17 protein-coding genes are annotated in these 24,138 nt (G+C 71.1%); 3 read left to right on the top strand and 14 right to left on the bottom strand.

Annotated features, from left to right (window positions below; translation table 11 throughout):
* The first annotated feature begins 1 nt into the window (after position 1).
* Both epsC and IFU19_RS10495 read left to right on the top strand, forming a co-directional pair.
* A complete protein-coding gene (gene epsC, locus IFU19_RS10500) occupies positions 2–571 on the top strand; it encodes a serine O-acetyltransferase EpsC (RefSeq protein ID WP_192013676.1) in 570 nt (189 codons plus the stop codon).
* Between the two features lie 16 nt (positions 572–587).
* On the top strand, positions 588–1,991 hold the full coding sequence (locus tag IFU19_RS10495) for an amidase (RefSeq protein ID WP_192013674.1): 1,404 nt from the start codon (positions 588–590) through the stop codon (positions 1,989–1,991).
* Between the two features lie 120 nt (positions 1,992–2,111).
* Here IFU19_RS10495 and prfA read toward each other — a convergent pair whose 3' ends face one another.
* The 13 genes from prfA to IFU19_RS10425 form a co-directional block, all read right to left on the bottom strand.
* A complete protein-coding gene (gene prfA, locus IFU19_RS10490; RefSeq protein WP_055835947.1) occupies positions 2,112–3,188 on the bottom strand; it encodes a peptide chain release factor 1 in 1,077 nt (358 codons plus the stop codon).
* 32 nt (positions 3,189–3,220) lie between these two features.
* Positions 3,221–5,554 (bottom strand): transcription termination factor Rho, encoded by a 2,334-nt coding sequence (gene rho, locus IFU19_RS10485; RefSeq protein ID WP_192013672.1) that lies wholly within the window; start codon positions 5,552–5,554, stop codon positions 3,221–3,223.
* Between the two features lie 153 nt (positions 5,555–5,707).
* Positions 5,708–6,640 carry a homoserine kinase gene (thrB, locus tag IFU19_RS10480; protein ID WP_191915286.1) on the bottom strand — a complete coding sequence of 311 codons (933 nt, stop codon included), beginning with the start codon at positions 6,638–6,640 and terminating at the stop codon, positions 5,708–5,710.
* Positions 6,637–7,719 (bottom strand): threonine synthase, encoded by a 1,083-nt coding sequence (gene thrC, locus IFU19_RS10475; protein WP_192013670.1) that lies wholly within the window; start codon positions 7,717–7,719, stop codon positions 6,637–6,639. Before thrC ends, thrB begins: the two co-directional genes overlap by 4 nt.
* A gap of 2 nt (positions 7,720–7,721) precedes the next feature.
* A complete protein-coding gene (locus tag IFU19_RS10470) occupies positions 7,722–9,047 on the bottom strand; it encodes a homoserine dehydrogenase (protein WP_055834822.1) in 1,326 nt (441 codons plus the stop codon).
* Entirely contained in the window at positions 9,044–10,474 is a 1,431-nt protein-coding gene (gene lysA, locus IFU19_RS10465) for a diaminopimelate decarboxylase (RefSeq protein WP_192013668.1), read from the bottom strand. Before lysA ends, IFU19_RS10470 begins: the two co-directional genes overlap by 4 nt.
* Positions 10,475–11,920: 1,446 nt before the next feature.
* Complete coding sequence (locus tag IFU19_RS10455) at positions 11,921–16,327, bottom strand: RCC1 domain-containing protein (protein WP_192013663.1); 4,407 nt, start codon at positions 16,325–16,327, stop codon at positions 11,921–11,923.
* Positions 16,328–16,548: 221 nt separating this feature from the next.
* Entirely contained in the window at positions 16,549–17,322 is a 774-nt protein-coding gene (locus IFU19_RS10450) for an LmeA family phospholipid-binding protein (protein WP_192013661.1), read from the bottom strand.
* A 3-nt stretch (positions 17,323–17,325) separates the two neighbouring features.
* A complete protein-coding gene (gene argS / locus IFU19_RS10445) occupies positions 17,326–18,990 on the bottom strand; it encodes an arginine--tRNA ligase (RefSeq protein ID WP_192013659.1) in 1,665 nt (554 codons plus the stop codon).
* Between the two features lie 116 nt (positions 18,991–19,106).
* Positions 19,107–19,916 carry a transglutaminase family protein gene (locus IFU19_RS10440; RefSeq protein WP_192013657.1) on the bottom strand — a complete coding sequence of 270 codons (810 nt, stop codon included), beginning with the start codon at positions 19,914–19,916 and terminating at the stop codon, positions 19,107–19,109.
* 185 nt (positions 19,917–20,101) lie between these two features.
* Positions 20,102–20,632 (bottom strand): hypothetical protein, encoded by a 531-nt coding sequence (locus tag IFU19_RS10435; RefSeq protein ID WP_192013655.1) that lies wholly within the window; start codon positions 20,630–20,632, stop codon positions 20,102–20,104.
* Positions 20,629–21,753 carry a serine/threonine-protein kinase gene (locus IFU19_RS10430; RefSeq protein WP_192013653.1) on the bottom strand — a complete coding sequence of 375 codons (1,125 nt, stop codon included), beginning with the start codon at positions 21,751–21,753 and terminating at the stop codon, positions 20,629–20,631. Before IFU19_RS10430 ends, IFU19_RS10435 begins: the two co-directional genes overlap by 4 nt.
* A 34-nt stretch (positions 21,754–21,787) precedes the next feature.
* Positions 21,788–22,042, bottom strand: coding sequence for a DUF6458 family protein (locus IFU19_RS10425; protein ID WP_055834791.1), 255 nt, complete (start codon positions 22,040–22,042; stop codon positions 21,788–21,790).
* Between the two features lie 207 nt (positions 22,043–22,249).
* On the opposite strand from IFU19_RS10425, the gene IFU19_RS10420 reads away from it, so the two are divergent.
* Positions 22,250–23,371 (top strand): ATP-binding protein, encoded by a 1,122-nt coding sequence (locus IFU19_RS10420; RefSeq protein WP_192013651.1) that lies wholly within the window; start codon positions 22,250–22,252, stop codon positions 23,369–23,371.
* A gap of 85 nt (positions 23,372–23,456) precedes the next feature.
* Here the strand turns inward: IFU19_RS10420 and IFU19_RS10415 are convergent, their stop codons facing one another.
* Complete coding sequence (locus IFU19_RS10415) at positions 23,457–24,137, bottom strand: hypothetical protein (protein ID WP_192013649.1); 681 nt, start codon at positions 24,135–24,137, stop codon at positions 23,457–23,459.
* Between the last annotated feature and the right edge of the window lies 1 nt (position 24,138).

The raw sequence follows: 24,138 nt of genomic DNA, 5'->3' as shown, positions 1-24,138 counted from the left end.
CGTGGGGGCCATCTCCCGCATCCGCGAAGACGTCGCCGCCGCCAAACTCCGTGATCCGGCAGCCCGGAGCGGGCTCGAGATCGCCCTGCTGTACCCGGGCCTGCACGCGGTGTGGATGCACCGCGTCTCGCACCGCCTGTGGCGACAGGGCCTGCGCTTCCCGGCGCGGGCCCTGTCGCAGGTGACGCGGTGGCTCACCGGGATCGAGATCCACCCGGGCGCCACGATCGGCCGACGTTTCTTCATCGACCACGGCATGGGTGTCGTCGTCGGCGAGACGGCCGAGGTCGGCGACGACGTGATGCTGTATCACGGGGTCACGCTCGGCGGTCGTCAGCGCGAGGGCGGCAAGCGGCATCCCACCCTGCACGACGGCGTCGCCGTCGGAGCCGGAGCGAAGGTCCTCGGCCCGATCACCCTGGGTGCGCACTCCGTCGTCGGGGCCAACGCCGTCGTGACGCGCGACGCCCCCGCCGGCAGCGTTCTGGTCGGTGTTCCCGCCACGGCGCGCTCGCGACGGGGCGGCGAAGACACGCGCGCCCTGCTGACCGCGCCCGAGTACTCGATCTGACGCGGTGCCTCCACTCATGACGCGGCTGCACGATCTCTCCCTCGCCGCACAGGTCGCAGCGCTGCGCGCGGGCGATCTCTCGCCCACCGACCTCGCCGCCCACTACCTCGCCCGCATCCGGCGATTCGCGGATCTGGGGGCGTTCGCCGAGGTGACCCCGGATGCCGCGCTCCGCCGAGCCGGAGAGGTCACGGCCTCCCCCACCCGGGGTCCGCTGTGGGGGATCCCCCTCGCCGATAAGGACCTCGTCGCCCGCGCCGGGGTGCCGACGCGGTACGGCTCGCGCTCCCGCGCCCATCTCGTCCCCTCGACGTCGGACCCGCTGGCCGAGGCGCTCGATGCCGCGGGCGCGGTGAACCTCGGCAAGACGAGCACGTCCGAGTTCGGCCTCACCGGCTTCACCGAACCCCTCATCCACGCGCCGGCCCGCGATCCCTGGCGCCTCTCGGCGGGCGCGGGCGGTTCGAGCGGCGGGGCCGCCGTCGCCGTCGCCGCGGGGCTGCTGCCCGCCGCGGTGGGGTCCGACGGCGGCGGATCGATCCGTATCCCGTCGGCGACGACGGGCGTCGTCGGGCTGAAGCCCTCGCGCGGACGGCTGCCGATCGGCTCGGGCTTCGATTCCCCCGACGGGCTGTCGGTCACCGGCCCGATCGCGCGGAGCGTCGAAGATGCGGCACTGCTGCTGGACGCCCTGGTGGGACTCGGTCCGTTCACCTACGCCACGGCCGCCCCCGGCACCGGCCCGTTCGTCGACGCCGCACGGCGCGACCCGGGCCCGCTCCGCATCGGCGTCACCACGGTCTCGCCGTGGGACGACGACGAGAACATCACCCTCGATCCCGATGCGCGCTCGGCCTACGACACGGCCGCCGCCTGGCTCGCCGACGCGGGGCACGACGTCGAGGGCGCGGACTGGCATCCGTTCGGCTACGCGTCGCTCTTCCACGTGCTGTGGCGCGCGAGCGCCGCGCGCATCCCCCTCAGCGACGACGACATGACACTGGTCGAGCCGCTGACGGCGTGGCTCGTGCGCGAGGGGCGCCGACTGTCGTCGCTCGACCTGCTGGGAGGTCTCGCCTCGGCGCGCGCCTTCGAACGGCGCACGATCGCCGACTTCGCCGCGTTCGACGCGGTGCTCACCCCCGCGTTGGCGCAGGCTCCCCAGCCCGTGGGCTCCTACGCGGGGCACGATCCCGAACGCACTTTCGCGATGCAGGTCGAGTACGCGCCGTACTCGAGCTTCGTCAACGTCGCAGGGCTCCCAGCCCTGACGCTGCCGGTGACGACGGATCCCGCCGGGCACCCGGTCTCGGTGCAGCTCGTCGGTCGCCCCGGCGGCGAAGCCGCGCTGCTGTCGCTCGCCGCTCAGCTCGAGGGCCGCCGCGGAGCGCTCCCCCACCCGCCGGTGTGGTACGCCTGAGCGTCTCGGGGCCCGCGGGCGAGCCGGACTCCTGAGACTCTCGTCTCGCACCGGTGCCCGGCGCGAGCGGAGTCGCCAGATCGCGAACTCGTCAGGAGTTCGGGCCGCGGCGCGGTGGCGTCACTCGCCGGCCAGTGCCGTCAGACGCGCCTCTTCGTCGGCCGTGATGGCCGACTCGATGATCGGGCCGAGGGCGCCGTCCATCACCTGGTCGAGGTTGTAGGCCTTGTACCCGGTGCGGTGGTCGGCGATGCGGTTCTCGGGGAAGTTGTAGGTGCGGATGCGCTCGGAGCGGTCCATGCCGCGGATCTGCGACTTGCGCGCGTCGGCGGCGACCGCGTCGCGCTCCTCCTGCTGCTTGGCGAGCAGGCGGGCGCGCAGGACGCGCATGCCGGCCTCGCGGTTCTGCAGCTGCGACTTCTCGTTCTGCATCGACACGACGATCCCCGTCGGCACGTGCGTGATGCGCACGGCCGAATCGGTCGTGTTTACCGACTGGCCGCCCGGTCCCGACGAGCGGAACACGTCGATCTTCAGATCGTTGGGGTCGATCCCGACCTCTTCGGGCTCGTCGACCTCGGGGAACACCAGCACGCCGGTCGTCGAGGTGTGGATGCGCCCCTGCGACTCGGTCGCCGGCACCCGCTGCACGCGGTGCACGCCGCCCTCGTACTTGAGGTGCGCCCACACACCCTGCGCGGGATCACTCGACGACCCCTTGATCGCGACCTGCACGTCTTTGTAGCCGCCGAGGTCGGACTCGGTGCGCTCGAGCATCTCGGTCTTCCACCCCATCGATGCCGCGTACTGCAGGTACATGCGCAGCAGGTCGGCGGCGAAGAGGGCGCTCTCGGCCCCGCCTTCGCCGCCCTTGATCTCCATGATCACGTCGCGGGCGTCGTCGGGGTCGCGCGGGATGAGGAGGCGCCGAAGACGCTCCTGCGTCTCGACGACGCGCTCCTCCAGTGCCGGCACCTCGTCGGCGAACGCCTGGTCCTCGCGGGCGAGTTCCCGGGCAGCGTCCAGATCATCGGATGCCGTGACCCAGGACTCGTACGCGTGCACGATGCGGCTGAGCTCGGCGTAGCGCCGGTTGACCCGCTTGGCGCGCACCGCATCGGCGTGCACGGCCGGGTCGGAGAGCTCCTCCTGAACGGCTTTGTGCTCGTCGAGCAGGCTGCGCACCGACTCGAACATCGCGGGTACCGACATCGCGACTCCCTGTCGGATCAGCGGATGCTGTTGTCGTCACCGCCGCGCGCGGGCGCGGGGATCGACTTCTGCATCTGCACGAGGAACTCGACGTTCGACTGGGTCTCTTTGAGCTTGCCGAGCACGACCTCGAGGGCCTGCTGGGGCTCAAGACCGGCCAGCGCGCGGCGGAGCTTCCAGGTGATCTTGACCTCGTCGTTCGACAGGAGCATCTCTTCGCGACGCGTGCTCGACGCGTTGACGTCGACCGCCGGGAAGATGCGCTTGTCGGCGAGCTGACGGTTCAGGCGCAGCTCGCTGTTGCCGGTGCCCTTGAACTCCTCGAAGATCACGTCATCCATCTTGGAGCCGGTCTCGACGAGCGCGGTGGCGAGGATCGTGAGCGATCCGCCGTTCTCGATGTTGCGCGCGGCACCGAAGAAGCGCTTCGGCGGGTACAGCGCCGACGCGTCGACGCCACCGGAGAGCACGCGGCCCGAGGTGGGGGCGGCGAGGTTGTACGCGCGGCCGAGGCGGGTGATCGAGTCGAGCAGCACGACGACGTCGCGGCCGAGCTCGACCAGACGCTTGGCGCGCTCGATGGCGAGCTCGGCGACCGTGGTGTGGTCTTCGGCCGGGCGGTCGAACGTCGAGGCGATGACCTCGCCGCGAACGGTCCGCTGCATGTCGGTGACCTCTTCGGGACGCTCGTCGACGAGCACGACCATGAGGTGGACCTCGGGGTTGTTCGTGGCGATCGCGTTGGCGATCTGCTGCAGAACGATCGTCTTGCCGGCCTTGGGCGGCGCCACGATGAGACCGCGCTGGCCCTTGCCGACCGGGGCGACCAGGTCGATGATGCGCTGGGTGAGCTTCTCGGGACCGGTCTCGAGGCGCAGCCGCTCCTGCGGGTAGAGCGGCGTGAGGTTGTTGAACTCGACACGCGTCGCGGCATCTTCGACCGAGAGGCCGTTGATGGAGTCGACCTGCACGAGCGCGTTGTACTTCTGACGCCCCTGCTGCTCGCCCTCGCGGGGCTGCTTGATCGCGCCGACGACGGCGTCGCCCTTGCGCAGGTTGTACTTCTTCACCTGGCCGAGCGAGACGTAGACGTCGCTCGGACCCGAGAGGTAGCCGGTCGTGCGCACGAAGGCGTAGTTGTCGAGCACGTCGAGCACACCGGCGATCGGAACGAGCACGTCGTCCTCACCGATCTCGGTCTCGAACTCGTCGCCCGTGGTGTTCTGGCCGCGGCGCTTGTTGCGCTGACGGTTGCGGTTGCTCGTGCCGTCCTGCTGCTGCTGGGCCTGCTGGCCGTTCTGACGGTTGCCGTCACGCTGCGCGGCGTCACGCTGGTTGCCGTCACGCTGGTTCGAGTCACGCTGGTTGTCGCGCTGCCCGGCCTCGCGCTGGTTGTCACGCTGGTTCGAGTCGCGCTGGTTGTCACGCTGACCACCGTCGCGCTGATTGTCGCGCTGGCCACCCTGCTGCGGGGCCTCGGCCTCGTCGGCGGGGGCGGCCGCGGTCTGCGCCTCGGGCTTGTCCGCGGCGTCGGGCTTGTTGCGGTTGCGGTTGCGCGACCGGCTGCGGCCACGGCCGCGGGCGGGGGTCTCGTCGGCCTGGTCTGCGCCGTCGGCGTCGGAGGCGGACGCGTCAGCGGCCTCGTCGGCGGCCGGGGCGTCGACGGCGGGTGCGTCAGCGACGGGCGCGCCAGCGGTCGGGGCGTCGGCCTCGACGGTCGAGGTCGCCTCGGCGGCGGCCACCTCGTCGGCGACATCGGCCGCGGTGGTCACGGGAGTGGTCGCGGCGTCGTCCGAGACGGACTCGGCGGCGGGAGCCTCGACGACCGCAGCGTCGGCTGCGGCCTCGTCGGCGGCGGGGGCTTCGACGGCGGCGGCGTCGGCCGCAGCCTTCTCTTCGGCCGCAGCGGCCTCGGCGGCGGCCTTCTCTTTGGCGGTGGCCGTCGTCGCGCGGCGGGGTGCGCGCTTGCGCGGTGCCCGGGCGGGCTTCTCGACCGGCGCGGGCTCTTCGGCCGGCGCGGGCTCTTCGGCCGGCGCGGGCTCTTCGGCCGGCGCTTCGGCGGCGGGCGCCTCGGTGGCGGCGGGCTCCGCGACGTCGGACGCGGCCTCGGCGGCCGGTGCGTCCGAGGCGAGCGCCTCGTCGGTGAACAGCGCCTCGGGCTGCGCCGCGTCGGTCGCGGCGGCGGAGGCAGCGGCATCCGGAGCGTCGACGCCCTCGGCATCCGTCGTCTCGGCGACGGCCTCGGCCTGCGCGGTGTCGGTACCCGGCGTCGCAGCCGTGGGCTGCTCTTCGGCGGGGGTCTCGGCGCCCTCGGGCGCGTCGATGGGCTGGGTCTCGGAGATGGACTCCACGAGTGCTCCTCTGAAGTGCTACGTGATCAGATCGCGCTTCGCCGTGCAGAACGCAGACGAAGAGACACCAGCGGTTCGGGAGACTGCAGCCGATACCGGGTTCGCGATGTGTTGCGGATTTCGCAGGTGGTGCAGAGGCTCAGATTCGCGAAGTTACGCGGAACCCTCTGCGTTTTTCACTGTACCACCCTTGACGTCGACGGCGAGCATGAGCGCCTGCCACGGGGTGTCGACCACGGATGCCATAAGATCCGCCGCGGCGAGCCGCTGTCCGGGACCGTCGGCGAGCACGAGCACGCTGGGCCCCGCACCCGACACGACCGCGGCGTAGCCCTCTGCCCGCAACGCCCGCACGAGGCGGTCGGTTTCGGGCATGGCCTGCGCGCGGTAGTTCTGGTGCAGCTTGTCTTCGGTGGCGGCCATGAGCAGCTCGGGGCTCTGCGTCATCGCGGCGATGAGCAGCGCCGAGCGGGAGACGTTGAACACGGCGTCCTCGCGGGGCACCTGCAGCGGCTGCAGGCTGCGGGCGACCGCGGTCGACATGGTGAAGCTCGGCACGAACACCAGGGGCGACACTCCGCGGTGCACGATGAGCTGCTTGTGCTGCGGGCCTTCGGCGTCCATCCACGCGATGGTGAGTCCGCCGAAGAGGCCCGGCGCGACGTTGTCGGGGTGCCCCTCGAGCTCGGTGGCCAGGCGCAGCAGGTCGACGTCGCTGAAGTCGGCCTCGCCCTCGAGCAGTCCCTTCGCGGCGAGGATGCCGGCGACCACGGCGGCCCCCGACGATCCCATGCCGCGCCCGTGCGGGATCACGTTGCGTGCCGTCAGCCGCAGCCCCGGCAGGGCGCGCCCGACGGAGGCGTAGGTGTGCGCCATGGCCCGCACGACGAGGTGCGAGGCGTCGCGCGGGACGTCGGCGACGCCCTCGCCCTCGACCTCGATCTCGAGGCGGTCGCCGTCGAGCTGTTCGACGACGAGCTCGTCGTACACGCTGAGCGCGAGGCCGAGCGTGTCGAAGCCGGGCCCGAGGTTCGCGCTGGTGGCGGGAACGCGGACCGCGACCCGACGGCCGGGGCCTGCGGTCACGCGCTCACCGGCCGCAGGTCCAGGACGGATGCCACCTCCGAGGTGGTGGCGTCGACGACGGTGGGCTGCACGTCGGTGCCGTCGGGCTGACGGAGGGCCCACTGCGGGTCCTTGAGTCCGTGCCCGGTGACCGTGAGGACGACCTTGGCGCCGGCGGAGATGACCCCGGCCTCGGCCCGGTCGAGCAGTCCCGCGACGCTGATCGCCGAGGCGGGCTCGACGAAGATGCCGACCTCACCGGCGAGGATCTTCTGCGCTTCGAGGATGCGGGCATCGTCGATCGCGCCGAACCAGCCGTCGGTGGCGTCGCGCGCTTCGAGGGCGAGATCCCACGAGGCGGGGTTGCCGATGCGGATGGCGCTGGCGATCGTCTCGGGGTTCTTCACGACCTCGCCGCGCACGAGCGGGGCGGAGCCGGCGGCCTGGAAGCCGAACATGCGGGGCACGGTCGTGGCGGCGCCGCGGGCGGCCTCTTCGCGGTAGCCGCGCGAGTAGGCGGTGTAGTTGCCCGCGTTGCCGACGGGGATGAAGTGGAAGTCGGGGGCATCGCCCAACTGCTCGACGACCTCGTACGCGGCGGTCTTCTGCCCCTCGATGCGGTCGGGGTTGACCGAGTTCACGAGGTGCACCGGGTAGTGGTCGGCGAGCTCGCGGGCGATCTCGAGGCAGTCGTCGAAGTTGCCGCGGATCTGGATGAGGCGGCCGTTGTGCGCGACGGCTTGGCTCAGCTTGCCCATGGCGATCTTGCCCTCGGGCACGAGCACCGCGGCGGTGATGCCGGCGTGCGCGGCGTAGGCGGCCGCCGACGCCGAGGTGTTGCCGGTCGAGGCGCAGATGACGGCCTTGGCGCCGTGCTCGACGGCGCGCGAGAGGGCGACCGTCATGCCGCGGTCCTTGAAGGAGCCGGTGGGGTTCATCCCCTCGAACTTCACCCAGACGTCGGCGCCCGTGCGGCGCGACAGCGACGGGGCGGGCAGGAGCGGCGTGCCGCCCTCGCCGAGGGTGACGACGGTGGAGGCGTCGGTGACGCCCAGACGGTCGGCGTATTCGCGGAGGACTCCGCGCCAGAGGTGTGCCATGTTCAGTTCCCTTCCACGCGCAGCACGGAGACCACGCGCTCGACGACGCCGCTCGCGGCGAGACGCTCGACGGTCTCGCTCAGGTCCTGCTCGCGGGCCTTGTGTGTTCCGATGACCAGACGGGCGGAGCCGCCGGTCTGAGTGTTCTCGTCGGCCTCGATGACGGTCTGCTCGACCGTCGCGATCGACACGCGACCCTCGCTCAGGATGCCGGCGACGGTGGCGAGGACGCCCGGTTTGTCGTCGACTTCGAGCGTGATCTGGTACCGCGTGATGACGTGACCGATGGGCACGGCGGGGAGGTTCGCGCGGGTCGATTCGCCCACGCCCACTCCCCCGGCGATGTGGCGGCGCGCGGCCGACACGACGTCGCCGAGCACGGCCGACGCGGTCTGCACGCCACCGGCGCCCGCGCCGTAGAACATGAGGTCGCCGGCGGCTTCGGCCTGCACGAAGACGGCGTTGTTCGCGCCGTGCACGCTCGCGAGGGGGTGGCTGCGGTCGACGAGCGCCGGGTACACGCGCACCGAGATCGACTCGGTGCCGCCCTCTTCGGCGGCGAGACGCTCGCACACGGCGAGCAGCTTGATGACGTAGCCGGCGTGACGCGCCGATTCGATCATCGCGGCGTCGACCGAGGTGATGCCTTCGCGGTACACGGCATCCAGCGGCACGGTGGTGTGGAAGGCGAGACTCGCGAGGATCGCGGCCTTCTGGGCTGCGTCGTAGCCCTCGACATCGGCGGTGGGGTCGGCTTCGGCGTAGCCGAGGGCCTGCGCCTGGGCGAGCACGTCGGCGAAGTCGGCGCCCTCGGTGTCCATGCGGTCGAGGATGTAGTTCGTCGTTCCGTTGACGATGCCCATGATGCGCACGACGCGGTCGCCGGCGAGCGAGTCGCGCAGCGGTCGGATGATCGGGATCGCGCCGGCGGCGGCGGCTTCGTAGTACACCTCGGCGCCGACCTGATCGGCGGCCTCGAACACCTCGGAGCCGTGGGTCGCGAGCAGCGCCTTGTTGGCGGTGACCACGTCGGCTCCCGAGGCGATCGCGTGCAGCACCTGGGTGCGGGCCGGCTCGATGCCGCCCATCAGCTCGATGACGATGTCGGAGCCGACGATGAGCGTCTCGGCATCGGTGGTGAAGAGCTCGCGGGGCAGGTCGGCCTCGCGCTTGGCGTCGAGGTTGCGCACGGCGATGCCGGCGAGTTCGAGCTTGGCGCCCGCGCGGTCGGCGAGCTCGTCGCCGTGCTTGAGCAGCAGGTCGGCGACCTGCGAGCCGACGGCGCCGGCGCCGAGGAGCGCCACGCGGAGCGTGCGGTAGTCGGTCATTCGGTGTCTCCGTGGGGTGTGTCGATCAGGGTGGATGCCGGAACGCCGACGTCGCGAGAGAGGAGGTCGTCGATGCTCTCGCCGCGCACGATCACGCGGGCGGCTCCGTCGCGCACGGCGACGACGGGCGGACGCGGCGTGTAGTTGTAGTTGCTCGCGAGCGAGAAGCAGTAGGCGCCGGTCGCGGGCACGGCGAGCAGATCGCCCGGGGTGACATCGCCCGGCAGGTATTCGGCATCCACGACGATGTCGCCCGATTCGCAGTGCCGCCCGACGACGCGCGACAGCACGGGGGTCTCGGGGCTGCTGCGCGAGACGATGCGGGCAGAGAAATCGGCGCCGTAGAGCGCCGGGCGGGCGTTGTCGCTCATGCCGCCGTCGACGCTGACGTAGGTGCGGTCGAGGTTCTCGCCCGCGGTGACGGTCTTCACGGTGCCGACCTCGTACAGGGTGACGCCGGCCTGACCGACGATGATGCGTCCGGGTTCGCACGCGACGTCGGGCATGGGGATGCCGCGCACCGCGCACTCGTCGGCGATGGCGTCGAGGATGCCGTCGGCGATCGCTTCGAGGGGTTTCGGGTCGTCGACCGAGGTGTACGAGATGCCGAAGCCGCCGCCGACGTTCAGCAGAGGGATCTCTCCCCCGGCGAGCAGGTCGGCGTGCAGGTCGACCAGTCGGGCGGCCGATTCGCGGAAGCCGGAGGAGTCGAAGATCTGCGAGCCGATGTGCGCGTGCAGGCCCACGAAGCGCAGGCTGGGCAGCTCGCGGATGCGGGCGACCGCGTCGGCCGCACCCTCGAGCGAGAAGCCGAACTTCTGGTCTTCGTGGGCGGTGGCGAGAAAAGCATGGGTCTCGGCGTGCACCCCGGTGCGCACGCGCACGAGCACCGACTGCACCGCGCCGCGACGGTCGGCGAGGGCGGCCAGACGCTCGATCTCGATGGGGCTGTCGACGACGACCGAGCCGACACCGACCTCGACCGCGCGCTCCAGCTCGCCGACGCTCTTGTTGTTGCCGTGGAACCCCAGTCGCGCGGGCTCGGCACCGCCGGCCAGAGCCACCTCGAGCTCACCGCGCGTGCAGACGTCGACGGCGAGTCCCTCGTCGACCACCCAGCGCACGACCTCGGTCGACAGGAACGCCTTGCCCGCGTAGTAGACGCGAGCCCGGATGCCATGACGAGCCGCCGCGGCCTCGAACGCCTCGCGCGCACGCCGTGCGTGGGCACGCACCTCGTTCTCGTCGAGGACGTAGAGGGGGGTACCGAAGCGGTCACGGAGGTCGAACACCGAGACGCCGCCGATCTCGACGGAACCGTCGTCGACGCGGTGAGCGGACGACGGCCAGACGGGGGCGACGAGTTCATTCGCTTCGGCCGGGGCGGTGAGCCACTCGGGCACGAGCGCGGAGTGCGAGGCGGACACAGGAGAACCAATCGGGTTTTGCGGCGACGCGACGGCCGCGGATCACGGCGCCCACCCGCGCGGAGAGTCACGCGCCGGGTAGTCCCTGCAGTCTAGGGCACACGCGGATGCCGCCCGACTCAGGAGCGCGCGGCTCCGGCGGTGCGGGTGAAGCGGAAGGTGAACATTTCCCGGCCGGCATCCCGCCCCGCACGGCACGCGGTTCCGGGACGCCGAACGCGTCGGCATCCGTCGCCTACCGTGAGGCGGTGTCGAGCCGTGCATCCTCCCCCGCAGCGAACGTGATGACCGTGGATGCCGTCGGCGTGCGCATCGGCATCGATCTCACCGCCCTCGATCCACCGGAGCGCCTGGCCGTGCGCTCGGCCTGGCGGAGCACCGTCTCGGCCTCGTCGGCGCAGCCGGATCGCACCGTCTCGCCGCAGCGGTTCGCCGAGACCGGCGAGATGCTCGCGCGCCTCTCGGGTGCGGTGACCCATGCCGCCATCACGGCACCGCGCCACGACCGGTGGATGCTGCACGCCGCCGGGCTGGCAGGCCCCGACGGTGGCGTGGTGGTGCTGATCGGCCGATCGGGCGCCGGCAAGACCACCGCCACGAGGTTCCTCGCCCGGCGATGGGGGTATGTCTCAGACGAGACGATCGGCATCGACGCCGACGGCGCCGTCCACGCGTACAGAAAGCCGCTCTCGGTGATCACCGACGGCTACGGATTCAAGGTGCAGCGCGCCCCCGAGGACCTCGGCCTGCAGCCCCTGCCCGATGCCCCGCTGCACCTGTCGCGCCTCGTGCTGCTCGACCGGCAGCCAGGGATATCCCCCGCCGTGCTGGTCCCCCTCGCCGACGTCGACGCACTGGCCGACCTGGCCGGGCACTCGAGCGCCCTCACGACGACCATCCGCCCCCTGCAGACCATCGTGCAGCTCCTCGCGCAGACGGGAGGGGCAGTCCGCGCGCAGTACTCCGAGGCACGCGACCTGGTGCCGCTCCTCGACGACCTCATCACAGCGCGCGCAGCGGTCGGCGGCGCGGCGCGGCCCGAGCCCGACCGGGCCGGCAGCACTCCGCCGCTCGACCACGGCGACGTTGCTGCCGCATCGGGCCGGCGCTTCCGACGAGTGCCGGTCGTCGACTGGTGCCGCCTCGACGGCGGGCTCCTGGCCGTGCTCACCGCCGAGACGAGCGGCGAGGGCACCCTGCGGGTGCTGGCGGGGGTCGCCCCCGAGGTCTGGTTGGCCGCCGAGTACACCCTCTTCGAGGACCTCGTCGATGCCGTGACCCGGAGCCACCGCGCCCCCGACGCCGTCGCGGCGACACGGGCCGCGCTCGACGCGCTCGTGGCGGCAGGTCTGGTGACAGGCANCGTCGCCGACCTGCGACGTCGCCCCGCCCGGCGCATTCCGCGCCCGGGCAGGGCGACGATCGAGCACTGAGGGACTCCCCAGGTCAGGAGGTGATGGTGAACATGCGGTACGAGACGGGCGAGTTCGTCATCAGTGCGGTCACCGAGCGTCCGGCCAGTCCCGCCACGGCGACCGGTGCGGCGTGGTTGGCCGTGGAACCGTCACCGAGCTGACCGGAGGAGTTGTTTCCCCACGCGACGACCGAACCGTCGGTCTTGATCGCGTACGCCGAGAGACCCGACGCCGAGATGACCCGTACCCCCGAGTCCAAGCCCTGCACCGGTGTCGCCACCGACCGCGACGTGCTCGCCCCGTCACCGAGGGTGCCGCTCACACCGTCACCCCACGCGAAGACGGCGCCGTCCGACGTCAGCGCCACACCACCGCTCAGGAACCCGGCCACCGCGGTAACGGTCTTGCCCGTCAGCCTCGCCACCTGCACCGGCGTCGCCGAGCTGTACTCCGGAATCCCCGAGGACCACCGCGGCGGGACCGGAGTCGTCCCCGAGCCCAAGGCGCCGGAGTAGTCGACACCCCACGACCACACGGTCCCATCGTTCTTCAGCGCGATACCTCCGCCTGCACGGCCCGCGATCTGCGTCACACCTGACAGACCCGATACCTGCACCGGCGTCGAGGTGTCGGGCTGCGTCGTGCTGCCCGCCCCCAGAGACGCACCTCCGAGACCCACGGACCAGACGGAACCGTCGGTCACCAGGAAGTACGCGTTCTGAGACGCCGCGCTGACCTGCCTCACCGTCGCCAGCCCCGGCACCTGGACCGGAGTCTGCGCACGACCCTGCGCCGGAGCGTTCGCTCCGATCTGACCGAAATAGTTGTCACCCCACGCCCAGACCTTGCCCGAACTGTCCAGGGCGTAGACCGACAGGTTGCCCGCGCTGATCTGCGTGATAGCCGGAAGACCCGGCACCTTCGTCCAGGACGCGTGGTAGGTCTGCACACCATCGCCGATCTGACCGTGACTATTGCCACCGACCGCCCACACGCTCCCGTCCTGCAGCAACGCGAACGAGGAGTTGTAGCTGTAGAACGAGTCGCCGCTCGACCCCGTCGACACCATCTGCACCACCGGGGACGGGAACTCCCGCCACAACTGCGTCGCCTGCGTTCGCGACACGCTGGACGACGACGACTGCGGCCCTGTCGCCCCATCACCACCCAACTCGTATCCCGTCTGCCGACCGAACCCCAGCGCGTTGGCCCCCAGCACCCGGTACGTGTCGGCCCCGGAACCGAGGTCGCTGTTCGCGGCGACGCGCAGCACCGAACCCGGCATGGTCCAGACGTCGGGGGTGACGCTCGTCTGGTAGGCACCCGCGTTGCTGGTCGAGCCCGAGGCCGAGCCGAGCACGGCACCGCCCGTGGCCGACAACGTCAGCGACGCGTTCGCCACCGGCGCCGACGCCGCCGTGACGGCGACCTGCACGACCCCCGCCGTTCCTGCCGGCACCTGTGCATCGACGTCGACCGTGACCGTGGCGTCTGCGGTGATCAGGTAGGCGCCGGCGGCGGAGATACCGGCGTCGATCCGAGAAATCGGGCGAGCGCCGATGCCGGTCATCTGCACCGGGGCTTTGCGGAGGGCCGTGGTCCCGTCGGCGAGCTCCCCGCTGCTGTTCTGACCCCATCCCCACACCTGACCGTTGGAAAGGAGGGCGTAGCCGCCGCCCCATCCATCGGCGATCTGCGACACGGCGGCCAGTGCGGACACCGGAGTCGGGCTCAGCGCCGGCGACGTCGACACAGAGCCGATACCCAGCTGCCCGACGTCGTTCGCGCCCCAGCCGACGACAGTCTTATCGGCACGCAGGGCGTGGAAGAAGCCGAAGCCGAAACCGAGCGCCGACACGTTCGACAGACCCGACACCTGCACGGGCACCGCACTGGTAGCTGCCGTGCCGTTGCCAAGTGTTCCGCTGGTCGCGCTGCACGTCCAGACGGTTCCGTCGGTGCGGAGGGCGGCGGTCTGCTGGTGATCGCCGCCGATGTCCGTGACGGTGCCCCATCCCGGAACCGCGAGAGGGGTCAACTGATCGACCGTCGCGGTGCCATCGCCACGGCCGTCACCCAGGTTGCCACTACGGTCGCTGCCCCACGCCATCACCGAACCGTCGTTCAGAATCGCGAACGCCGAGCGATAGGCCCCGCAGACCCGCTTCACCCCGGTCAAGTTGGCCACCTGCACCGGGCCGGTCTGATCGACGGTGTTGCCGTTGCCGACCTGGCCGTTGCCGTTCCATCCCCACGCGTGGACGATGCCGTCGGCGCCGAGCGCGTAGACCGTGCTGCGTCCGCCGGAGATCTCAACGATGTTGGTGGGAAGCCCGGGAACCCGTCCCCAGGTCGACCGTCCCTGCATCGACGGACCCGACGACGCTCCGCCGTCGTACACGGGGATGGAGGGATCGCCGAGCTGCCCCGAGTCGTTTCGGCCCACCGACCACACCGTCCCATCGGCGAGCAATGCCACTGCGAAGATGAAGCCCGTGTAGACCTGCACCACGGGCGAAGGGAACTGTCGCGACGACTGCGTGGCCACGGTGTGGTTGTTCCACGTCCCGTCGCCGCCGGCGGTCCAGGCCGAGTACCCCGCGTGCAGCGTGTTCGCGCCGAGCACCGTGAACGTATCGGTCGCCGCGCCGGCATCGCACGACGCGGTCACGCGCAACACCGAACCGGGCCGCGTCCACACGTTCGGAGTCACCGTCGTACTGAAGTGCCCGGCGCCGTCGGTCGTTCCCGACGTGGCACCCAGGGTTGTGTCCCCCGTCGCCGACAGCGTCAGCGCCGTGTTCATCACCGCGCTCGACGGGGCGACGACCGAGGCTGTCACGGCGCCGGCGGCGCCCGCGGTCACCTGCGAGTCGACGTCGACCGTCACCGTCGCGGACTCGGCGACGAAGTAGGCCGCCGTCATCTGCGCACCCGAGGAGATCGCACTGATGAAGCGGCCGGAGAGCCCTGCGACGGGCGTCGGGAGGTTGCGGCTGGTCGTGTCGCCGACACCGAGTTCGCCGTTGGTGTTGAGACCCCACGCGAAGACCGTGGAATCGGCTTTCTTGGCATAGGCGCTCGAGACACCCGCGGCGAGAATGACGATGTTCGTCATTCCGTCGACCTCGCGGGGAAGGAGTTCGGTGGGCGCCCCTGCCGGGCCGCTGCCGACCTGACCCTCGTTGTTCCTTCCCCATGCAACGACCTGCTTGGCGTCGGCGACGATGGCGTACCCCGTGTCTCCACCGCGGGCGATCGCCGAGTACCGGACCGGGTTCAGGGGAGCGACCATCACCGGTGTCAGCTGAGTGATGTTTGTGCCGTCACCCACCTGGCCCTGGTCGTTCGCACCCCACGCCCACACCGTCCCGTCGGACTTCAGCGCGGAGTGCGTGTCGTTTCCGCCCGCGAGCTGCACGATGTCGGAGAGTCCGGTCACCGTCACCGGGGTGAGCTGGTTGCTCGTGCTGCCGTTGCCCACCTGCCCCTTCTCGTTCGCGGCACCCCACGCGCGCACGGTCTTGTCGGCCAGGATCACCAGTCCGTTCACCCGGCCCGCCGCCAGAGTGATGACGCCGGACAGACCGCTGACCAGGGTCGGGCGATCCCGGTCCACCGTCGTGCCATCACCCACCTGGCCCCAGTTATTCCAGCCCCACGCGTAGACCTTTCCCGCGCTCAGGGCGTAGCAACCGTTGCGCTGCGCCGCGATCTGGGTGACGTCGGACAAGCCGGGCACCTGACCGAACTGGGTGTAGGGCACCACGTTCGTGTCGCGGCCCAGGCGCCCATAGGCGGGGTTTCCCGCCGTCCACACCGTCCCGTTTGCCAGCAGGACCACCGTGTGCGCCTCGCCGCTGGCCACCTGCACCACGGGGCTCGGGAACACCGGCAGCGTCTGCGCGGGCGTGACCCACTGGCCGCCGGGAGCGCCATTACCGATGTGGCCCCACGTGTTCGGTCCCGTCGCCAGCATGTTGGAGCCGACCACCGTGAACGCCTGTGACGCGCTCGTTCCCGTGGAGACGGCGGTGATCGTGATCGTCGTTCCGGGGGTGATCCACGGCTTCGCCAGCCAGAACGTCGTCGTGAACCGACCCGAGCCGTCGGTGGTGCCGTCGCTCGAGGCAAAGTTCGAGTCGGGCGGACCCGTCAGAGAGACCACCTGCCCGGGGAGCAAGGCGCCCGCAAGTGAGCGGACGGTCACCGTGACGGCGACGGGTCCCGTGGCCGGGATGACTCCCCCGGCCGCCTCGATCGCGATCTGCGGCAGGACGGAGGTGTTCGCCGACGCGGGCGACTGGCTGAGGAGGGTGACGGCCGGAACGGCGAAGACACCGGCTGCCACGACCGACCGGCGCGAGAGAGCGGCGCCGGCCGGTGATGCGGTCGGAGGGGATTCGAGGATCGAGGAGACAGAGCTGATGTCGGCCATGAGGGGGTGCTCCCGTGCGTGACGATGCGCCGTGACGGCGACGTGGGCGATGAACGTCGCCGACCTCGATTCGAGCCGAGGCCACCGACGTCGTCACGCTATGAGGAGTGGTCACCGACCGATCACGCAGGACACTTCGACATGCGCAGGTGAAATACGGTCACGCGCAGGGTGAGTGGCGCCGACCCGTCGCCCCGGCGGACGACGCGTCTCGGGCGACGTCAGCCGCAGGAACCGTCGGCCTGGAGGGCCGGGTCGTTCAGGATGCCACCGGCGATGTCGAACGTCGCCACCAGATCCGGGCCCTGCACGGTCGCCGAGGTCAGGGTGAGCCCCGCGGGCAGACGATCGGCGATGCACAGGCTCGAGGTCTGCAGCACCGCGTCGGCCACGCCGCCGAACTGCTGACGGAGCGTGTCGGCATCCACGGCGTTGCCGCCGACGGAGAACGTGGAGGGGGCCAGGGTGAGGTCTCCGTCGGAGGCGCCCGGGGTCACCCCGACGCCGACCGGGATGGCGATGCCGAACAACGACAACGACGCCTGGAGCATCACGTCGGGCGCGGCGATCGTCACGGTGCTCGCCGGCAGGTCGGGGATCTGGGTGAGGAGCTCGCGGAGCTGATCCTGGTCGAGACGCACGGAAGCAGTGCCCCCCTCGGCGGCGGCGCCACCCGATACGGGGACGCCCCGCAGATCGACGAGCACGTCACCGGTGATCGGACCGAGGGTGACATCGTCCGAGGCGACGGTGACCTCGGACAGTCGTCCGCCGAGCACCTGCGGCAGCACCAGGCCACCGCCCACCTGCACATCGACGTCTTGGTCGTCGGGGAGACCGACGTTCTCGACCACGAGCGAACGCACCGTCCCGGTCACGACCGAGCGCGCGATGAACTCCGCCGCGACCACGGCCGCCACCACCAGCACGATGATCACCACGATCACCGCGATCCGGCGACGGGGCCGACGGCTGTGCGTCGTGGCATCCGTCATCGTTTACATCCGCTCCGGAGCGCTGACGCCCAGCAGCGTCAGGCCGTTGCGCAGCACCTGGCCGGTGGCGTCGTTCAGCCACAGGCGCGTGCGGTGCACCGACTCGACGGGCGCATCGCCCAGCGGGATGACGCGGCAGTTGTCGTACCAGCGGTGATAGAGACCCGCGAGCTCCTCGAGGTACCGCGCGACGCGGTGCGGCTCGCGCACCTCGGCGGCGAACGACACGATGCGCGGGAACTCCTGCAGAGCGCCCAACAGAGCCGACTCGGTCTCGTGGTCGAGCAGCTCGGGCGCGAACTCGGAGCGGTCGACCCCGGAGGCGGCGGCGTTGCGCGCCACGTTGTGCGTACGGGCGTGCGCGTACTGCACGTAGAAGACCGGGTTGTCGTTCGTGCGCTTCTGCAGCACGTCGAGGTCGATGTCGAGGTTCGAGTCGGCCGAGCTGCGCGTGAGGGCGTAGCGGGCGGCATCCACCCCGACGATCTCGACGAGGTCTTCGAGAGTGACCACGGTGCCGGCGCGCTTGGACATGCGCATGGGCTGACCGTCGCGCACGAGGTTGACCATCTGGCCGATCAGCACCTGGAGGTTGACGTTCGGCTCGTCGCCGAAGGCCGCGCACATCGCCATCAGGCGCTGGACGTAGCCGTGGTGATCGGCGCCGAGCATGATGATGCAGCGGTTGAAGCCGCGCTCGCGCTTGTCGAGGTAGTACGCCAGATCGCCCGAGATGTAGGCGGGCTGCCGGTCGGACTTGATGATGACGCGGTCTTTGTCGTCGCCGAACTCGGTCGATCGCAGCCAGGTCGCCCCGTCGGCTTCGAAGATGTGGCCGAGTTCGCGCAGGCGAGCGACCGCGCGCTCGACGGCACCCGAGTCGTGCAGGTCGTTCTCGTGGAAGTACACGTCGAAGTCGACGCCGAACTCGTGCAGCGACTGCTTGATCTCGCCGAACATGAGGTTGACGCCGAGCTCGCGGAAGGCCTCTTGCTTGGCCTCGGCGTCGAGGGCGTCGATGTCACCGTCGTACGCCTCGACCACGCGCTGCGCGATGTCACCGATGTAGGCGCCGCCGTAGCCGTCTTCGGGCGTCGGGTCGCCCTGGTGGGCGGCGACGAGGCTGCGGGCGAAGCGGTCGATCTGCGCGCCGTGGTCGTTGAAGTAGTACTCGCGCGTCACCTGGGCGCCCTGCGCCGACAGCATGCGGGCGAGGGCGTCTCCGGCGGCGGCCCACCGCGTGCCGCCGAGGTGGATGGGCCCGGTGGGGTTGGCGCTGACGAACTCGAGGTTGATGATCTCGTCGGCGCGGGAGTCGTTCGTGCCGAAGGCCGCGCCCTGGTCGACGATCGTCTTGGCCAGCGCCCCCGCGGCGGCCGCGTCGAGGCGGATGTTGATGAAGCCGGGACCGGCGACCTCGACGCTGGCGATGCCGTCGACGGCCTCGAGACCCGCGGCGATGTCGGCGGCGAACTCCCGCGGGTTGGCGCCGACGACCTTCGACAGCTTCATCGCGGCGTTGGAGGCCCAGTCGCCGTGGTCACGGTTCTTCGGGCGCTCGAGCGGAAGGTCGGCGGCCGTGATCCCCGCCGAAGAGCCCTCTCGGCGCGCCTCCGCGAGCGGGGCGATGACGGCGAGCAGGGCAGCGGAGAGGGCAGCGGGATCCATAGCCCTGCAATTCTAGGCCGAGCCGGCTGCACGCTCCCCGCGCGCACGATGCGAGAGTCGCGGCCGTGGGCGACGACGCGCGGAGTCTGACGCCGTGTCTGCGGTTGGGCGGGGTCTCAGGCGATCTGCACCAGGGCTTCGTGGTCGTCGGGGGTCGCGGCATCCGGGACCTCGTTCTCGAGCACCGCGTCGACGTGCAGGCGATCGAGGCCGACGTAGCCGCCGTAGAAGCTCAGGAATGCGCAGTCCGACGCGTCGCGTCCGGTCGCGATGCGCACGAGCGAGCGCCGGTCGGCGAGGCGGGTGGCGTCGATCACGTACCAGGCGCCGTCGAGGTACGCCTCGGCGACGGCGTGGAAGTCCATCGGTTCGAGTTCCGGCGCGTAGCACGCGGCGTAGCGGGCGGGCATGTCCATGGCCCGCAGCAGCGCGATCACGACGTGCGCGTAGTCGCGGCAGACGCCCTGGCCGGTCATCAGCGTGGTGACCGCGCTGTCGGTCCCGAGGCTCAGCCCGGGGGTGTACGTGACGGTGGACGCCACGAAGCTCGAGACCGCCGAGACCAACTCCGCGCCGGTGAGCCCGCGGAACTGGCGGCGAGCCTGGGCGAACACCTCATCGGACTGGCAGTACCGGCTGGGGCGCAGGTAGGTGATGGTCTCGAGGTCGCTCGTGCGGGGGTTCTGCGACGGGCCGTGCGCCCGCGCTTCGTACCGCACGGACAGCGGGCCCTGCTCCCCCGTGAGACGGTGCAAGCGGCTGCCCGACTGGTCGACGATCTCGGTCGGCGTGTACACGCGATCGCCCTGCGAGAAGGTCAACGTCTCGCTCACGAGGGGCACCCCCTGGGCGGCGGTGATCTGGAAGATCAGGTCGACGGACGACCCCAGATCGAGGTCGAGTTCAGCGGTCACTCGGCGCGGCACCGGGCCATCCTCGCACGCCGCGCGGGGACGACGGCTCGCGACCGGCGAATGCGGATGAATGGATGCCATTCGGCGGCCGCGCAACGAGATGGGGCGTCGTCGTCCGGGGTCGAGATCGTTGCGTGGCCGACTCCCGCGACCGCCCTCTACGCGGGCACGGCCGCCGCCCCGGTCCTCACGCGGACTCAGCCGTTCTTCTTTCCCTGTCCGCCGCCCCCGCCGTCTTTTCCGTTCCCGTTGTTGCCGTTGCCGTTCCCGTTGCCACTGCCGCCCGGCGCCTGGTCGGACGGCCCGTTGCCCGGTCCCTGGTCGCCCGGGTCGACCTCGTCGTCGGTGCCGTCATCGCTCGAACCGTCTTCTTCCGGCACGGTCGGCTGCTGCACGGGCTCGCTCGTCTGCACCGGCTCCGGCGTCGGCGTGGGAGTGGGCGTCGGCGTGAGTGAGGTGAGGTCGGCGCGCACGGTGGCGATGCGGCTGAGGATGGCTTCGGCCTCGTCGGCGGCGAGTTCTCCGGCGTCGCGGCGGGCGGTGACCTCGGCTTCGAGAGCATCGAGCGTCGCCAGGGCGGCGACGTAGTCACCGCCGGACGCCTGCGCGGCGACCGTCTCGACCGTCGACTGCCACGCGGTCGGCTCGGCCGCGGGCGGCGTGCACGCCGAGAGGGTCAGGACCGCAGCCAAGACGAGACCGGCGGCGGGAGCGATACGGCGCCTCATGGAGCGACTTCCTTCCAGAGGTCATCGACGTGTTGGTCGAGCGGCTGCGGGAGCGACGGGAGCTCGGGCTGCACGCTCGATCCCGCGCTCGACACGGCGACGGCCGCCGTCACCGCTCCGGCGGCGAGGAGCACCGCGAGCACGGACGCCACGATCACGAGCCGACGCGAGGGGCGTCGAGACGTCGATGCGGATGAGTCGAGGACGCGCGTGGGCGCGGTTGCGTCGGGCAGCGGCGCGGTGCGCGGAGAGGACGCGGCCGGCGACGTCTCGAGGTCGGACAGGGGGCGCAGCACAGCGATGAGGCCCGCGGCATCCGGTCGCTTCGCCGGGTCGACGGCCGTCATGTCCTGCAGCACCGTACGCCAGCGGTCGGGGATCGACGGCGGGATCTCGGGGGCTGCGACCAGACGCGCGGCGAGCGCCTCGTGCGGCGTGCGGCCAGCGAAGGCGCGCGTTCCCGTCAGCGCCTCGAGCAGCACGAGGCCGAGGGCGTAGACGTCGCTGGGCGGGGCCGCGGGCATCCCCCGCGCCTGCTCGGGGCTGAGGTACGCGGCGGTGCCGATGACGGTGTCGGCGCGCGTGAGGCGCGTCGCGCCCACCAGCGACGCGATACCGAAGTCGGCCAGCGTCGCGCGGGGGCTCTCTCCCGCGTGGGCGGCAGGGCGCACGAGGATGTTCGACGGCTTGACGTCGCGGTGCACGATGCCGCGGGAGTGGATGACGGTGAGCGCCTCGGCGATCTCGCGCCCCGTGCGGGCGACGTCGGGGCCGGGGAGGGGTCCGCGGGCGATGAGCTCGCTGAGCGTCGGGCCGGCGATCAGCTCCATCGACAGGTAGGCCGGTTCGGCGGCGAGACGCGCGTCGTAGAGCGTGACGAGCGAGGGATGCGAGAGCGAGGCGAGCAGGCGGATCTCGGAGCGCACGCGCGCGGCGTCCGACGGGTCGGCGCTGCCCGCGTCGATCACCTTCAGCGCGACGGTGCGCCCGAGACTCGTGTCGACAGCCTCGTACACGCGGGCGTACCCACCCCGTCCGAGCACGCGGCCCAGACGGTACCGACCGTCGAAGAGGCCGTCGACAGCGGAATCGTCGGCGACGGTGGGAGGGGGTTCGGTCATGGCGAGTCCCTCGGGGTGATGCCCCCGAGAGCGATCAGACGAGGTCGTCGTTCGAGGAGCGGGTGGTGGAACGGGTGACCTGCGCGCCGCCCGCGGCCTCGGTGCGGGTGACGGTGTCGGTCTGACGGCGGCGAACGAGCAGCACGAGCCCGATCACGAACACGACCGCCCCCGCGCCCATCATGATGTACCCGATCATGCTGAGGTCCACGAATTCGTTCGGCAGGTTCACCGCGAACGCGAGGATGGCGCCGATGACGAAGAGCGCAATGCCGGCTCCGATACTCATGACAGACCCCTTTCCAAGGTGGGTCCAGCATCGCAAGCGGTGACGAATGCGTCGACCGGTCTTGACAAAGGGCCGGCGCGCGCGATTCCGCCGCGGGCGCCGAGGGTTTCACCCGGTCGACCATCGCGCTCGGCGGGCACCGCCGGTATCGACCACCTCGCACACTCGGTAGCCGTGTCGCCCCCGCAACGGCACGGGGAGGGCCTCATGTCCGTGCCGACCACCGCCGACGCCGATCTCGACATCGAGGCACTCGGGGTCGTCGTGCGCATGGCGATCGCAGGGCTCCGCCCGTCCGACCGCGATCTGCTGGGCGAAGCCTGGTCGGGCACTCGCCCGGCGCATCCGCGGTCGCCCGTCGCCACGGTGGCTCCCCGGGCGCATTTCCACTTCGACGCGACCGTCGCCGATCTGACGACCCAGGTGACCCACGCCGCGCTCTCTGCCCGACGCGGTCACCTCTGGATGGTCCACGCGGGAGCCATCGCCGATGACCGGGGCCGCGTGATCCTCTTCTCCGGTCGGTCCGGCATGGGCAAGACCACGCTCATGTCGCGTCTCGCCCGCGAGTACGCCTACGTCAGCGACGAGAGCGTCGGCGTCACCGCAGAGGGCGGGGTCGTGGCCTACCGCAAACCGCTGTCGATCATCGACGATGTCGCGCGGGCCAAGCGACAGCTGTCTCCGCGCAGCCTGGGGCTGCGGGATCTTCCCGACGTACCTCTGCGGCTGCACGCCATCGTGGCTCTCGATCGCCTGAGCGACGACGCGCCGCCGCGACTCGTCGAGCTTCCCGTCGACGAGGCCGTCGCCGCCCTCGCCCCGCAGTGCAGCTATCTCGGCGAGCTCACGGCGCCCCTGCAGACCCTCATCGGCCACATCCAGGGGACGGGAGGCGCGCTCGGCCTGCGCTATCGCGAGGCCGAAGAGGTACTCCCCCTCGTGCGAGCCCTATTCGACACCGAACGGGCGGCCCTGCCGGGTGCCATCGCGCTGAATGTTCCCCTCGCCCGGAACAATCGCCATCGCACCGACGTGCACCCCTTCCGCCGGACACCGGTTCAGGATGCCGTCGAGCTCGACGGGCGTCTGGCGCTGCTGACGAGAGCTCCCGACGACCAGACCACCGTGCACCTCCTCGACGGGATCGGCCCCACCCTGTGGCTCGCCGCCGACGGCGCCTCGTTCGACGAACTCGTCACCGCCGCCGTGGAGACCCATGGGGCACCGGACGGGGGCGACGCGCGGGCGTCGGTTCGGCAGACTCTCGACTCGCTGCTCGACGTGGGGCTGCTCACGGGGCCGCGTCACAGCGACGATCACGGCTGAGCACCCGCCGCGCGACCACGCCGGGCGGCCATTCACCCTCGACCGACGACGGCTGGCACTCACCACCGATGCGGGTGAATTCGCTTTATGAACGGGTGAGTCGCCGGGTGTGCACGCGTCGGCGAACGAGAAGAGGGCCGCGGAGTCTGAACGACTCGCGGCCCTCTGCTGACACGTGCCCCCGACGGGAATCGGACCCCGGCGAGGGGACCTCGTCTGGCAGCCCGCCCTCGAGGATGGCGGCGACCATATTCACGGCGCGGTCCGAGAGCGCATCCCCCGGGTAGAAGTCCTCGTAGGGTTCCTCGGCGTCGTTGAGTGTGGTGACGTCGCACAGTCGTAGAAGCTGCCGGATGTCGTTCGTATCGCGGCCGGGCCGGTTGGCGCGCAGCTTCATCGCCAGCATCGCTTCCTGAGCGGCGACGTGGATAACGATGCCGTCGTGGTCGTAGATGGTCTCCCACTCGACCGATCTACGACCGAACGTGGGAAGCGCATCGGCCTTCTCGACGTCGAAGTTCAGCCAGCCCGGATCCCACCCGCGGGACTGGGCTACCTTCGCCGCGGCTGCTGCGACTTCGGCGTCACTTCCCGGCTCGATGTGGAGCGAATCGAGATCCTGCGTCGTGCCACGGTCGAAGTAGCGGAGCGCGAGAGCTGCTCCACCGACGATCCGGATACCCGCGACCTGGTGTGAGTCGTGCAGCTCAGCGATGAGGGCCCTGAGCCCGTCGAGGATGTCCTCTCTGTCGAGCGTCGTCGCCACG

This window comes from Microbacterium sp. CFBP 8794 (genome assembly GCF_014841235.1).
Taxonomy (GTDB): domain Bacteria; phylum Actinomycetota; class Actinomycetes; order Actinomycetales; family Microbacteriaceae; genus Microbacterium.
Note: the sequence above shows the minus strand (reverse complement) of the source record. Positions and strands in the feature narration are given on the sequence as shown.

Bases quoted from the DNA above. Each gene is read 5' to 3' on its own strand.
- IFU19_RS10495 (WP_192013674.1), top strand. From the start codon at position 588: ATGACGCGGCTGCACGATCTCTCCCTCGCCGCACAGGTCGCAGCGCTG.
- prfA (WP_055835947.1), bottom strand. From the start codon at position 3,188: ATGTTCGAGTCGGTGCGCAGCCTGCTCGACGAGCACAAAGCCGTTCAG.
- thrC (WP_192013670.1), bottom strand. From the start codon at position 7,719: ATGGCACACCTCTGGCGCGGAGTCCTCCGCGAATACGCCGACCGTCTG.
- IFU19_RS10470 (WP_055834822.1), bottom strand. From the start codon at position 9,047: ATGACCGACTACCGCACGCTCCGCGTGGCGCTCCTCGGCGCCGGCGCC.
- IFU19_RS10455 (WP_192013663.1), bottom strand. From the start codon at position 16,327: ATGGCCGACATCAGCTCTGTCTCCTCGATCCTCGAATCCCCTCCGACC.
- IFU19_RS10450 (WP_192013661.1), bottom strand. From the start codon at position 17,322: ATGACGGATGCCACGACGCACAGCCGTCGGCCCCGTCGCCGGATCGCG.
- argS (WP_192013659.1), bottom strand. From the start codon at position 18,990: ATGGATCCCGCTGCCCTCTCCGCTGCCCTGCTCGCCGTCATCGCCCCG.
- IFU19_RS10435 (WP_192013655.1), bottom strand. From the start codon at position 20,632: ATGAGGCGCCGTATCGCTCCCGCCGCCGGTCTCGTCTTGGCTGCGGTC.
- IFU19_RS10430 (WP_192013653.1), bottom strand. From the start codon at position 21,753: ATGACCGAACCCCCTCCCACCGTCGCCGACGATTCCGCTGTCGACGGC.
- IFU19_RS10425 (WP_055834791.1), bottom strand. From the start codon at position 22,042: ATGAGTATCGGAGCCGGCATTGCGCTCTTCGTCATCGGCGCCATCCTC.
- IFU19_RS10420 (WP_192013651.1), top strand. From the start codon at position 22,250: ATGTCCGTGCCGACCACCGCCGACGCCGATCTCGACATCGAGGCACTC.